General features: G+C 69.3%; 10 protein-coding genes. 3 read left to right on the plus strand and 7 right to left on the minus strand.

The features are described 5' to 3' along the window. The first annotated feature begins 12 nt into the window (after positions 1–12). Entirely contained in the window at positions 13–1,533 is a 1,521-nt protein-coding gene (locus tag ABLE43_RS09375; RefSeq protein ID WP_348978228.1) for a tryptophan halogenase family protein, read from the plus strand. Between the two features lie 107 nt (positions 1,534–1,640). Next, positions 1,641–4,217: a TonB-dependent receptor domain-containing protein gene (locus tag ABLE43_RS09380; protein WP_348978229.1), complete on the plus strand. Its 2,577-nt coding sequence runs from the start codon at positions 1,641–1,643 to the stop codon at positions 4,215–4,217. Between the two features lie 373 nt (positions 4,218–4,590). Here the strand turns inward: ABLE43_RS09380 and ABLE43_RS09385 are convergent, their stop codons facing one another. From ABLE43_RS09385 to ABLE43_RS09405, 5 genes are all read right to left on the minus strand, one after another. Next, complete coding sequence (locus tag ABLE43_RS09385; RefSeq protein ID WP_348978230.1) at positions 4,591–4,734, minus strand: hypothetical protein; 144 nt, start codon at positions 4,732–4,734, stop codon at positions 4,591–4,593. Between the two features lie 4 nt (positions 4,735–4,738). Next, positions 4,739–5,005, minus strand: a complete 267-nt coding sequence (locus ABLE43_RS09390) for a glycoside hydrolase family 36 N-terminal domain-containing protein (protein WP_348978231.1) — start codon at positions 5,003–5,005, stop codon at positions 4,739–4,741. Between the two features lie 136 nt (positions 5,006–5,141). Beyond that, the gene (locus ABLE43_RS09395; RefSeq protein WP_348978232.1) at positions 5,142–6,293 is read right to left on the minus strand and encodes a glycoside hydrolase family 68 protein; all 1,152 of its coding nucleotides are present in this window, start codon (positions 6,291–6,293) and stop codon (positions 5,142–5,144) included. Continuing rightward, positions 6,290–8,374, minus strand: coding sequence for an alpha-galactosidase (locus ABLE43_RS09400; RefSeq protein ID WP_348978233.1), 2,085 nt, complete (start codon positions 8,372–8,374; stop codon positions 6,290–6,292). Before ABLE43_RS09400 ends, ABLE43_RS09395 begins: the two co-directional genes overlap by 4 nt. Further along, positions 8,371–9,708, minus strand: a complete 1,338-nt coding sequence (locus ABLE43_RS09405) for an MFS transporter (protein WP_348978234.1) — start codon at positions 9,706–9,708, stop codon at positions 8,371–8,373. Before ABLE43_RS09405 ends, ABLE43_RS09400 begins: the two co-directional genes overlap by 4 nt. A 202-nt stretch (positions 9,709–9,910) precedes the next feature. Between ABLE43_RS09405 and ABLE43_RS09410 the strand changes: the two genes are divergently transcribed. Further along, positions 9,911–10,747, plus strand: coding sequence for an EAL domain-containing protein (locus ABLE43_RS09410; RefSeq protein WP_348978235.1), 837 nt, complete (start codon positions 9,911–9,913; stop codon positions 10,745–10,747). 164 nt (positions 10,748–10,911) lie between these two features. Here the strand turns inward: ABLE43_RS09410 and ABLE43_RS09415 are convergent, their stop codons facing one another. After that, positions 10,912–12,354: a hypothetical protein gene (locus ABLE43_RS09415; RefSeq protein WP_348978236.1), complete on the minus strand. Its 1,443-nt coding sequence runs from the start codon at positions 12,352–12,354 to the stop codon at positions 10,912–10,914. 1 nt (position 12,355) lies between these two features. After that, positions 12,356–12,694, minus strand: coding sequence for a hypothetical protein (locus ABLE43_RS09420; RefSeq protein WP_348978237.1), 339 nt, complete (start codon positions 12,692–12,694; stop codon positions 12,356–12,358). Positions 12,695–12,698 lie beyond the last annotated feature (4 nt).

Raw genomic sequence — 12,698 nt, forward strand, 5'->3', positions numbered from 1 at the left:
AGGAGAGCGGCAATGCAGGACGAATCGGCCGGGCCGATCCGATCGATACTGATCGTGGGCGGCGGGACCGCCGGGTGGATGACGGCGGCGGCGCTGGCGCATGCGATCGGGCGGGGGTGCCGCATCACGCTGGTCGAATCGGACGCGATCGGCACGGTCGGGGTGGGCGAGGCGACGATCCCGCCGATCCGGCTGTTCAACCAGACGCTGGGCATCGACGAGGCCGAGTTCCTGCGCGAGACGAAGGGCACCTACAAGCTCGGCATCGAATTCGTCGACTGGGCGCGGACGGGCACACGCTATTTCCATCCCTTCGGCACCTTCGGCAAGCCGTTCGATCTGGTGGCGGTGCACCAGCACTGGCTGGCGGCACGGGGCGCGGGATCGCGCGTGCCGCTCGACGCGCTGTCGATGGCATGGGGGGCGGCACGCCATGGCCGCTTCGCGCCCCCGGTGGGCGATTCGCGCAACGTCGCCTCGACGTTCGACTATGCCTATCATTTCGACGCCGGGCTCTATGCCGCCTTCCTGCGCCGCTATGCCGAGGCGCGCGGGGTCGTGCGGGTCGAGGGGGCGGTGGCCGATGTCGCGCTGCACGGCGAGAGCGGCCATGTCGCCGCCGTCACGCTGGCCGACGGGCGGATGCTCGCCGCCGACCTGTTCGTCGACTGTTCGGGGTTCCGCGCGCTGCTGCTCGAAGGGGCGCTCGGCACCGGCTATGAGGACTGGACCCACTGGCTGCCGTGCGACCGTGCGGTCGCGGTGCCGAGCGCCACCGGCGGTGACGGCATGACCCCCTATACCCGATCGACCGCGCGGGCGGCGGGGTGGCAATGGCGCATCCCGCTCCAGCATCGCACCGGCAACGGCTATGTCTATTGCAGCCGCCACCTGTCCGACGACGAAGCGGCGGGAACGCTCATGGCGAACCTCGACGGGGAGGCGCTGGGCGCGCCGCGCTTCCTGCGATTCACCACCGGGCGCAGGCGGCTGTTCTGGAACCGCAACGTCGTGGGCATCGGCCTGGCGAGCGGGTTCATGGAGCCGCTCGAATCGACCAGCATCCACCTGACCCAGGCGGGGATCGCCAAGCTGCTGGCGTTCTTTCCCACGCGCGCCTTCGATCCGGCGGAGGTCGCCGAATACAACCGCGTCGCGATCACCGAATGCGAGCGGATCCGCGACTTCCTGATCCTGCACTACAAGCTGACCGTGCGCGACGATGCGCCGCTGTGGCGCGAATGTGCCGCGATGGCGATTCCCGACACGCTGGCTGCGCGGATCGCGCATTTCCGCGCCAACGGGCGGCTGCTGACCCGCGACATGGACCTGTTCGGCCCGGCGAGCTGGTGCGCGGTGCATGTCGGGCAGGGCAACCTGCCGCAGGCGCCCGATCCGCTGCTCGAATATGGCGCGGGCACGGGGCCGAGCAGGCAGTTCGTCGACCGGCTGGCGCAGGCGATCGACGCGATGGCGCGGTCGATGCCGACCCACGGCGACTATCTGCGCCGCAGCGGCGCGATGCCCGGTTGAGGCAAAGCTGCAATCCTTTGCATTTTGTCGTTGCAAACGATTGCGGAGCTGCTAATACAAGCCTCAAGGACGTCCCCGCCAGTGGGGCGAATCAAGGAGGGATTGCCATGAAGTCGAAACTGTTGCTCACCTGCGCATCGCCGATCGCATTGCTCGTCGCCAGCGGAGCCGCAGCGCAGACCGATCCGGCAACCTCCAATGCGCCGCCCGCCGTCGCCGACGCGACCAACCAGAGCGGCGACATCCCCGATGCCGCGGCCCAGACCGACGATATCGTCGTCACCGCCACCAGCGGCGAACGCTCGCGCTTCCGCAGCTCGATCTCGGTCAGCCAGATCAGCAACGAGGCGATCCAGAACTTCACGCCGCGCTCCGAAGCCGAAGTGCTGCGCAACATCCCCGGCCTGCAGCCGAGCGATACCGCGGGGCCGGGCGGCAACGCCAACATCGGCGTGCGCGGCATTCCGGTGTCGACCGGCGGTTCGGAATATGTCGCGCTCCAGGAAGACGGCCTGCCGACCGTGCTGTTCGGCGACATCAACTTCGGCAACAACGATTACTGGCTGCGCTTCGACCAGAACGTCCAGCGCGTCGAAGCGGTGCGCGGCGGTTCGGCCTCGACCTTCTCCAGCCAGGCGCCGGGCGCGGTCATCAACTATCTGAGCAAGACCGGCGACAAGGCGGGCGGGCAGATCGCCTATTCCAACGGCATCGGTTTCCGCGAACAGCGGCTCGACTTCGATTACGGCGCGCCGATCGACGACACGCTGCGCTTCCATGTCGGCGGCTATGCCCGGCAGGGCGGCGGCCTGACCAACGAGCGGTTCAACATCCTGCGCGGCTATCAGATCAAGGCGAACGTCACCAAGGAGCTGCCCGACGGGCGCGGCTTCGTCCGCCTCTATTTCAAGCGGCTCGACGAACAGGCCCCGACCAACACCACCACCCCGTCGATCGCGACGCTGGAGGGGAACAAGGTCGTCGATTTCGCCCCGCTGTCGACGTTCGACGGGCGGCGCGGGTCGTCCTATTCGATCTACAACCGCAGCTTCCAGTATCTGGGCTATGACGGCGGCCTGAAGCGCGCCGAGGTGGAGGGCATCCATCCGCGCGTCACCGGGCTGGGCGCGCAGTTCCACTATGACCTGACCGACAATCTGACGCTCGACAACGTCGCGCGCTATCAGTGGATCAGCGGCAACTTCACCACCCAGTTCATCAACGTCGCCAACCGGGTGAACACCGTTGCCGGGGTGTCGTGCGCGGCCAGTTCGCCCGGTGCCAACGGCGTGGTCGGATCATGCGTCAACGGACAGGTCGTCGGCTCGATCCGCTATGCCGCCGGGCCGAACCAGGGGCAGGTCTATACCGGCGCCTATGTGAACAACAACCCGAACATCAACACGTTGATGAAGAACATGAACAACTTCGCCAACAACCTGGCGTTGAACGGCAAGTTCGAGGTCGGCGGGGGCAAGGCGACCTTCTCGACCGGCGTGTTCGTGATGAAGCAGAACATCGAGCAGGACTGGCACGTCAACCGCAACTTCGCCGAGATCAACGGCGAGAATGCCGCGCCGCTCGACCTGTTCTCGACCACCGGCACGCAGCTGACCGCCGCGGGCCAGGCCGGGTTCAACGACAACTGGGGCAGCTGCTGCGCGCGCCGGGTCGACCTCAGCTACACCGATGTCGCGCCGTTCCTGCAGGTCGGCTACGAGACCGGCGGGCTGAACCTCGACGCCAGCGTCCGCTACGACAAGGTCAGCGGCGAGGGCTATGCGCAGGGCGGCGTGGCCGGGCCGACGACCCGCGTCACCGACTCGCTCGGATCGGCGCTGATCCCGTCGCTGGTGCTGAGCCCGACGCGCGAGCGGATCGACTACAGCGACGACTATGTCAGCTGGTCGGTCGGTGCGCTCTATGCGTTCAGCCCGCAGACCAGCGTGTTCGCCCGCGTCAGCCGCGGCGGCCGCTTCAATGCCGACCGGCGCGTGCTCTCGGGCAACTTCAACGCCGACGGTTCGCTCAACGGACAGGGGCAGTCGACCTCGGTCAACTTCCTCAACCAGCAGGAAGTCGGGCTGAAGCAGCGCGGCGGCCTCGGCGACGGATCCTATTCGGTCGAGATCACCGGCTTCCGCTCGACGCTGACCGAGAACAACTACGACTTCACCCGGATCAACAACCCGGCACCGAACAACGACCCGAACATCTCGAACGGCTATCGCTCGTTCGGCGTCGAATTCTCCAGCCGGATCAACTACGGCAACTTCCACCTTGCCGCCGATGCGACCTATTCCAACTCGAAGATCGTGACGAGCGCGACCTCGGCGCTGGTCGGCAACCGCCCCGGCGGGCTGCCCGAATTCCTCTACGTCATCTCGCCGTCCTATGACGCGGGCGTGGTGGCGCTGGGCGTCAGCGTGAACGGGCAGACCTCGACCCCGTCGGACGACTTCAACCTCTACACGGTCAAGGGGTCGACCTTCGTCAACGGTTTCGTGACGGTGCGCCCGATCGAGCGGGTCGAGCTGGGGTTGAACGTCAACAACCTGTTCGACAAGCTGGGCTTCCGCGGCGGCGGCAACCTGAACCCGATCCTGTCGTCGACCAGCGCGGTGTTCAACAATACCGCCCTCTATGGCCGCACCGTCACCGCATCGGTCCGCTATCGCTTCTGAGCTTCCTCTCCCAGGAAAGCGCCTTACGGGCGGCAGGGCCTTTGGCCTTGCCGCCCGGCTTGTTTCGGGCAAGCGCCGGTCGGGGACGGCGCGCCGGTTTCTCCCCGTTCGTGGTCGAGACAGGGGGACAACGCCCGTGGCCCGTCCCTCGACTGCGCCCGGGACGAACGGCACGGGCGGGCCCGGGTCGGCGGGAAGCGGCCTTCCGCCGACCGCGTGGAACACGAACGCCGCGCCGATCCGCGCGGCGCGTTCGGCGGGCGCCATCTGCCCGCCCCCGGTCCCGTCGAACGCGGTGGCTTCCCGGCGGTGGTAGAGGACCGGGCACAGCCGGTTGCGCGCGTCCGCGGGCAGAGGGTGCGCGATCTGGAAATCATGGAACGCGCGCCGCGCCGCCCATGCCGTGGCCCGAATGGCCCGCGTAGAAGGTCGGCGTCGCCAGCGCCTCGCCGGGCTTGCGCGTCCATGCGAAGTCATGGGGGTTGTAGTCGCCCGCGATCCGCACCCGGCCCGGCATGTCCTCACCGCCGAGCTGCCACCCGCCGCGAACCACGGGTGGTCAGGCCCCGGCGGCGCTCGGTCACCGTCGCGGCAGGGCCGATCGCGGTGTCGTGGCGGGTCCATTCGACGGCGTGACGCCCGCCGAAGCAGGTCAGGCGATAATCGTTGCCCGCAGGCAGGGTGAATACGGCGGCGGCGAGTTGCTCGATGCGCAACGACATGCCGGTGTCGGCGAAGTCGACGGCCAGCGTCTCGCCCGCGACATGACGGCCGCGATATCGGAGCACGAGGTCGCGGTTGCCGATCGCGAACGCCGGCTTGATGCCGGGGTCGGTGACGCGCCCCTCGCCCCGCCCCGGAATTTCCGGCGCGGTGACGGTGGCGGCGGGATCGAAGCGCGCCGGTCCGACGACCGGCAGGGCTTCACCGCGACGGCTCGATCGCGGCGGTGTCGCCGTCGAGCGACAGGCGGAACCACGGTGCAGCGGTGCCGCCGAAATGGCGGCGGCGGGTGGCGGCGTCGGTCGGCTCGGCCCCCGCCAGTCCCCAGAAATCGACGAAGCTGATGACGTCCAGCTCGCCCGTCACCCACCAGCAATAGGCCTGGTACGGCTCCGCCGCCGGATTGCCCGCGACGAGGCCCGACCCGTTGAGCGGCACCCACGGCCCGGCCATGGTATCGGCCACCGCGCCGTACAGGCCGGTCGGCGCGCCGATGCCGGGGGCGAAGCGCTTCGCCTGCGTCGACCAGAAACAGTAGTAGCGCCCGTCGTGCAGGATGATGTGCGGGCGTTCGAGTTCGCTGTTGACCCCGATCGATTCGATCGGCGGGGTTCCCAGCGTCCATGGCGCATCGGGCGCGCTGCGGCTGGCGATGCCGATCACGCCGTCATGCACGTCGTCGACCCAGCCCGCCGATCCGACAAACAGCAGATGTTCGTCGCCGGTCGCGGGATCGCGGAAATAGCCGGGATCGCGGAACCCCTTGATCCGCCCGTCGACCGCCTCGACCTGATCGGCGCGCAGATAGGTGGCGCCGTCCGCCGCGACCGATTCGACCGGCGGGGACCAGTCGGTCACGCGCCCGTCGGCAAAGCGCCCGACCGTCTCGAACAGGCGCTGCTCGAAGGTGCGCGGTCCGCCGCGACGGCCGGAGGCGGTGAAGTACATCGTCAGCGTCGTGTCGTCGTCGCCGAGCACTGCCGAGCCGGACCATTCGCGGCTGCCCGGCGCGAAGCCGTCGGGGAAGGCATCGCCATGGTCGCGCCAGCCGTCCGCGCCATGGCTGGTCAGGCGGATGCGCGCCGCGTCGTGGCGGTCGTCGGGATCGGGAAAGGCGGGGGTGGCGAGGAAGAACCACCATGCGCGCCCACCCACCATCGCGGTGCGGCCGTCGGCATAGGCGACCTGCCACATGTCCCACAGGTCATAGCCGGGCAGGATCGGCACGACATCGGCGGGCGTGAACACCGGCAGCGCGGCGCTCGGCTGGTCGGCGGCGAGGCGCGCGGCCTCCGCCGACCAGTGGGTCGGAAGGGCGGGCGGCGTGGCGCGCAGGGCGGCGGTCATGGTCATGCGGTCTCCAGTGCGAAGAGCGCGACGCTCTCCGCCTTCATCACAGGGGTCGGCAGGCCGGCGGCGGCCAGCCAGTCGCCGTCGAACGCCACGCCGCCGTCACGCATCCGCGCGAACAGCGGTGCGTCGGGCAGGGGGTGGCCGTCCTCGGTCGCGAGGTCGAGCAGGCGGACGGTAAGTGCTCCGGCCCCGGCCAGCGGCGGCAGCACGAGCGCGGGCGGGCGGCGCAGCAGCGTGGGATCGGTCCGGGTGACGTGCAGCAGCCACGCCCCGTCGTGGCCGTGCAGCTGCCACGCCAGCCCGTCCGGCCCATCGCCGAGCCAGACGCGGCCATGGTGCAGCCGGTCGCGCAAGTCCTTGTAGCGCGCGATCGCGGCGGCGAGCACCTCGCCCTCGCGCGGGGACAGGGCGGCGGGGTCCAGCTCGACGCCGAAATGGCCGGGCAGCGCCACGGCGGCGCGGAACGCCATCCCCTGGCGCCGCCCGGTCGAATGGGCGGGGCTGGCGCCGACGTGCGACCCCATGCGCTCGGGCGGCATGAAGTGGAGATAGCCGCGCTGCATCCCGACCCGGCTGACCGCGTCGATGCAGTCGCTGGTCCAGAAGCGATGGGTGCGCGTGGCGATGCCCGCGTCGATCCGCCCGCCGCCACCGGCGCATGCCTCGATCTCGACCGCGGGGTGCGCCGCGCGCAGCCGGTCGAACAGCGCATAGGCGCCCCGTATCTGGGCATGCCCGCCTGCGGGCGCGAGGTCGCGGTTATGGTCCCATTTGAGACAGGCGATCGGCAGGTCGGTGAGCAGCGCGTCGATCGCGGCGAACAGATGATCGCGCACCTCGGCGCGGTCCATGTCGAGCACCCACTGGTTGCGTGCGGTGAGGCGCGGCACGCCCGCCGCCTGCAACGCCCAGTCGGGGTGGGCGCGGGCGAGGTCGCTGTCGGGATTGACCATTTCGGGTTCGACCCACAGGCCGAACGACATGCCCAGCGCGGCGACATGCTCCGCCAGCGGCTTCAGTCCGCGCGGATATTTGCGGGCGTCGGGCGTCCAGTCGCCCAGCGCCGCCGTGTCGTCGTCGCGGCCCGTGAACCAGCCGTCGTCGAGCACGAAGCGCTCGACCCCCAGCGCCGCCGCACGGGTCGCCAGCGCCATCAGCGCGGCCTCGTCGTGATCGAAGTAGAAGCCTTCCCAGCTGTTGATGTGTACCTGGCGCGGCGGCATGTCGTGCCCCCAAGGCCCGCGCGCGCGGATCGCGGCGTGGAACGCCTGGATCGCGCCGTTGCGACCGGTGGTGGCGCACACCGCGAGCAGCTCCGGGCTGTCGTGGCGTTCGCCGGGCGCGAGGCGGATCTCGCCGGGGGCCAGCGCCGCCCCCATCTGCAACACCCAGCCGCCCTCGTCGTCGCGCTCTACGACCATGCGGTGGTTGCCCGACCATGCCAGTTGCGCGGCATGGACGCGGCCCGTGTGCCAGTCGGCGGCGGGGCCGGTGACGAACAGCCCCGGCGGTCCGGCATGGCCGGTCAGCCCGCGCCGGTTCTCGCGCAGCCAGCCATGGCCCGGCATCGGTTCGGCATGCGGCACGAACTCGGCATTGTGCCGCCCGGTGAAGCTGAGAATCGCCGCGCAATCGGCGGGGAGCGGCAGCGTGCCCGCCGCCAGCCAGTCGAGCGTCAGCACGCCGTCGCCGGTGTTGACGACCGAGGCCGACAGCACGATCGCCTCGCCCACCACCGCGAAGCGCTGGATCAGCGTGATCCCCGCCGTGGCATCGGCGAGCGTGACGGTGATCGCGCGATCGTCCGCCGCGATCCCCTGCGTCGCGAAATGCTGCGCGAGGGCGCGTCCGTCGCGGTGGCAGGCGAGGGCGGCGGGGCCGAACCAGCCGCTGCCCCCGGCGGGCGCGATCGTCAGCGGGATGTCGGTGTCGAGCGAGAAGGACGCGGGCGGGCGCACGTCGGCGAGCGGCGGCAGGTCGGTCGTACCGACCCGCGGCCCCCACCAGCGCCACGCGGGGGGCAAGTCGCCGCGATCCTCGATCAGCATGCCGCCATCGCCGGCATGGAGCGACAGGATCACGCCTTCGCCCCGACGGGCAGGCCCGCCGCATTGCGCTCGCGCACCGAGAAGACGGCGGCGGCGGCGGCGAACATCAGCACCCCGCACAGCGTCAGCACGTTGCGCGGATCGCCGCCCAGCAACGGCTCGTAGAACAGCCACATGGTCCCCGAGAAGATCAGCATCGGGATCACGATCATCATGTTGAAGATGCCCATGTACACGCCCGTACGCTCGGGCGGGATCGATCCGGCGAGGATGATGTACGGGTTGCCCATGATGCTGGCCCAGCCGAGCCCCACGCCGATCGCGGGCAGGAACAGCATCCATTTCTGGGTCACATGCGGCAGCCACAGCATCCCCGCACCCGCCGCGATCAGGCAGATGGCATGCAGGCTGGCCGCTCCCATCCGCTTGGCCAGCGGCACCATCGCGAAGGCGGCGAGGAAGGCGACGCCGTTGTAGAACGCCGCCATCTCGCCGTTGGTCAGCACGGCGGAATGGAAGCCCGACGAGTTGGGATCGCCGGTGCCGTACACCGAGCGCCCGACCGAATAGATGACGTACGCCCAATAGGCCGCCATCGCATACCATTGGAACAGGCTCATCAGCGCCAGCTTGCGCATGGCCATCGGCATTGCCCGGATGGCGGACCACACTTCGGCGACGGTGGGCCCCAGGCCCTTGGGCTCGGCGGCGATGCGCGCCTTTTCCTCCGCGGTCAGCGGCAGTTCGGGCACGCGCCAGACCGACCAGAGGATCGTCGAGAAACTCAGCACTGCGCCGACCATGAAGGCGATGCGCGCGGTATAGGGGATGTTGTGGCTGTCCACCCAGTCCTGGTTCATCCCCGCCCACACCAGCAGCGAGGGGGTGAGGAACGCCAGCATCTGCGCAAGGCCGGTGAAGGCGCTTTGCGACAGGAAGCCGATCTGGTGCTGGTCCTCGTTCAGCCGGTCGGAGACGTACGCGCGGTACGGCTCCATCGTGATGTTGTTGCCCGCGTCGAGGATCCACAGCAGCGATACCGCCATCAGCAGCGACGAGCTGAGCGGCATGAAGAACAGCCCCAGCGCGCACAGCACCGCGCCGACGAGGAAATAGGGCGTGCGCCGCCCGAGCCGGGTGTCGGTCCGGTCGCTGAGCGCGCCGATCAGCGGCTGGACGAGCAGCCCGGTCATCGGCCCCGCCAGTTGCAGCGCGGGGATCGCCGCTTCGGAAGCGCCGAGATAGCTGTAGATCGGGGCCATGTTGCCCTGTTGCAGCCCGAACGAGAACTGCAGGCCGAGGAACCCCAGGTTCATCTCGAGGATGCGGGGCAGCGACAGGCGGGGCTTCAGTCTGGGAGCGTGCATCGGGACATCCTCTTGCGCTTGCGTCCCGTCTGTAGCGGGTTGCATGGGACGATAGGGGATTGTCATGCAGGTTGCAACAATCGATTGCAACGATGGACGGACGATCGGTGCCGTACCGTGTCGACCGGAACGCACGGCGCATCGCGCTGAAACGGCCTTCGTCATTGACGCGCCGTTAACCGTCCGGGAATACTGCCGAATCATGGAAGCCCGCCGAGCCTGTGCCGGATGCCGCGACGGTACCGGATTCGAGATGCCGTTCGCGATGGCGTTCCAGCCGATCGTCGATACCGACACCGGCCTGCCCTTCGCCTATGAGGCGCTGGTGCGCGGGGCCGACGGCACCGGGGCGGCGGCGATTCTGCTCGGCGTGACCGATGCCAATCGCTATGCCTTCGACCAGGCATGCCGGGTGAAGGCGATCGAGACGGCGGTGGCCGCCGGGCTGCTGCTCGGCGACGCGCGGCTGTCGATCAACTTCCTGCCCAATGCGGTCTATTCGCCGCTCGCCTGCATCCAGCTGACGCTGGAGACCGCGCGCCGGGTGGGGCTGCCGACCGACCGGCTGATCTTCGAGTTTACCGAGAACGAGCAGATGGGATCGCCCGAACATGTCGCGGCGATCATCGACACCTATCGCCAGATCGGCTTTGCGGTGGCGATCGACGATTTCGGGGCGGGCTGGTCGGGCCTCGACATGTTCGCACGCTTCGTGCCCGACGAGGTGAAGCTCGACATGGCGCTGGTGCGCGGTATCGACGCCGACCCGCGCCGCCGCGCGATCGTGCGCGCGATGGTGGCGATGTGCGCCGAACTGAACACGCTGGTGATCGCCGAGGGGATCGAGACGGCGGCGGAGGCGGCGGTGCTGCGCGACCTGGGCGTGCGCTACCATCAGGGATATTGGTATGCGCGCCCGATGCTCGGCGAATTGCCGCTGCTGGTCGAACCGGCATGGCAAAGGGCCGGCCCCCTTGCAGGGACCGACCCTTGTCCGCCGCATCCCGCTACGCCACCGGGGATGGGCGAAACCGTTTAGCGCCTGATCGAGTTTTGCTGGATCAGGGCGGTGCCGGCCCGCTCCCCCACCCGGCCACCCATTCAGGATACTTGCGTGGGTGGCCGGGTGGGTGAAGCGCGACACGACCTTTTTTAGTTTGTGACAAGACAATTTGTAGCACTCGGAAGGCTCTGAGAAATCCCTCAGAGCCTTCTTTGTTCGGGCAGCACCGCCTTCAGCGCGTTCGCGACATGCGTCCCCGCACTGGCCACCCCGCCGATCGCCGGACCGACACAGCCCGCCGCCGACACATGGATACCGTCGAACTGCAACCACGCGCCCGCCGTGACCAGCGACGTGCTGCCGATCGCCCCCCCGGCCGACAGCGCATAGCTGCCGGTCCCGCCCGTACCGGTCGTCCCCGCCGTACCGAACGGCAGGATCGTGCCGACCGCCGCCTGCCCGTTCCACAGCGTCTGCCCGGCGGCGATGCCGCTGCCGCTGTCGGCCTGCAAACCGGTAACGGTCAGCGTCGTGCCCGCGACCGATCCGGTGAACTTCTGCCCGCCCATCGGGCCGGTCATGCCCATCGCGCCGACCAGATTGGCCCCGCGATGCACCCGGCCGGGGAACCAGCCCGCCAGCTCGGCCACGGCATTGTCCGCGCCCGTCACTTGGTTGGCATAGGCAGCCGCGGTCGACGTTCCCGATCCGGGCGAGTAGATGGTGTTGCCGATCATCACTTCGCAGCCGCGCCGCAGGAAGAAGGTCATCGCGCACATCAGCGCCCGCTGGTACGTCAGCGGCCCGATGCCGAGATCCGACTGGCCGTTGGCGAAATAGACGATCGTGCGCGCGCCGTTGATGCTCTGCGCCTGCAACATCATCCACGCCCGCATCAGGATGCCGAGCGGATCGAACCCGCGCCCCGCCAGACGCTCGGTGAACGCGCCGCCCAGGTTGAACACGTCGCGCGGGTGATAGGCGTTGGTGATGCCGTAGACATCCTCCAACCGCATCAGCGTCAGCCCGCCGTCGACGATCGTCCCGCCGACCGGCACCGCCGACACGTCGGGCGCACTGGCGGCGGGCGAGCCTGCCCCGGTGCTCGGACCGAAGCCGATGAAGTCCTGCAGGTTGGACACGCCGACCAGCCCCGGCAGCGGCCCGGCGTTGAACGCCTGCCGCAACCGCCCGCCGCCGACCACGACGAAGGTGCGCCCGCCGATCTGGTAGATATCGCCGCAGTCGCCGAGGTCGGGGTACACAGAAGCCGCGCGCCGCTGGTAATAGTTGGGCGCGACGGCCCGCGCCTGGAGCGTGCCGCACATCTGGGTCAGCAGGCTTGCCCCGCCGACCGCCGCGTTGATGATGCGCGCGTCATAGCCGTGATCCCACAGCCGGTCGTACACATCCATCCACCAGCCGCCGTGGATCGCGGGGATCGCACCCGACAGGCTGGTGACGCCGGGGTTGCGGGCGGAGCGGAACGCCAGCGGCGCGGCGTCGCCATCGCTGTCGGGCACTGGCCCCTGTTCGTTGGACTGGCCGACCACCAGCAGGTTGACCGGCGTCTTGGTGGCAGCAGGCGCAAGGGCGCGGCGGATGCCCATCGCAAGCGAGCGAGCGGTGAAGTCGATCGCCATATCAGTGTCCCAGTCGATAGGTGATGGTGGTGGCACCCGTCGCGCCGGACGCCACCAGTCTGTACCGGGTGGTAGCGTCCTGCGCCTCGGCAACGTCCTCATCCGCAGCGCCCGTGAACACCCCCCAGGGCGAAGCTGCGATCGTCATCGGTCGCCATGAAGTACCGCCGTCCCGGCTTACCTCGACCGACACCGTCGCGCCCCCGAAGGTGCCCGAAAGCGACACGCCAACACCCCGCTGGACGGCGGGTCGGAACGTCGCCGACACCCCTCCCGCCGGTCCGAAATTGCCGGTCACGGCGGATGCGCCGCTACCAGCCCAGACAGTATCCAAGCTCATAAAT

The sequence above is a fragment of the Sphingomonas silueang genome, from assembly GCF_040049155.1.
Classification (GTDB): Bacteria; Pseudomonadota; Alphaproteobacteria; order Sphingomonadales; family Sphingomonadaceae; genus Sphingomonas; species Sphingomonas silueang.

Bases quoted from the DNA above. Each gene is read 5' to 3' on its own strand.
- ABLE43_RS09375 (WP_348978228.1), top strand. From the start codon at position 13: ATGCAGGACGAATCGGCCGGGCCGATCCGATCGATACTGATCGTGGGC.
- ABLE43_RS09380 (WP_348978229.1), top strand. From the start codon at position 1,641: ATGAAGTCGAAACTGTTGCTCACCTGCGCATCGCCGATCGCATTGCTC.
- ABLE43_RS09385 (WP_348978230.1), bottom strand. From the start codon at position 4,734: ATGCCGGGCCGGGTGCGGATCGCGGGCGACTACAACCCCCATGACTTC.
- ABLE43_RS09395 (WP_348978232.1), bottom strand. From the start codon at position 6,293: ATGACCATGACCGCCGCCCTGCGCGCCACGCCGCCCGCCCTTCCGACC.
- ABLE43_RS09405 (WP_348978234.1), bottom strand. From the start codon at position 9,708: ATGCACGCTCCCAGACTGAAGCCCCGCCTGTCGCTGCCCCGCATCCTC.
- ABLE43_RS09410 (WP_348978235.1), top strand. From the start codon at position 9,911: ATGGAAGCCCGCCGAGCCTGTGCCGGATGCCGCGACGGTACCGGATTC.
- ABLE43_RS09415 (WP_348978236.1), bottom strand. From the start codon at position 12,354: ATGGCGATCGACTTCACCGCTCGCTCGCTTGCGATGGGCATCCGCCGC.
- ABLE43_RS09420 (WP_348978237.1), bottom strand. From the start codon at position 12,694: ATGAGCTTGGATACTGTCTGGGCTGGTAGCGGCGCATCCGCCGTGACC.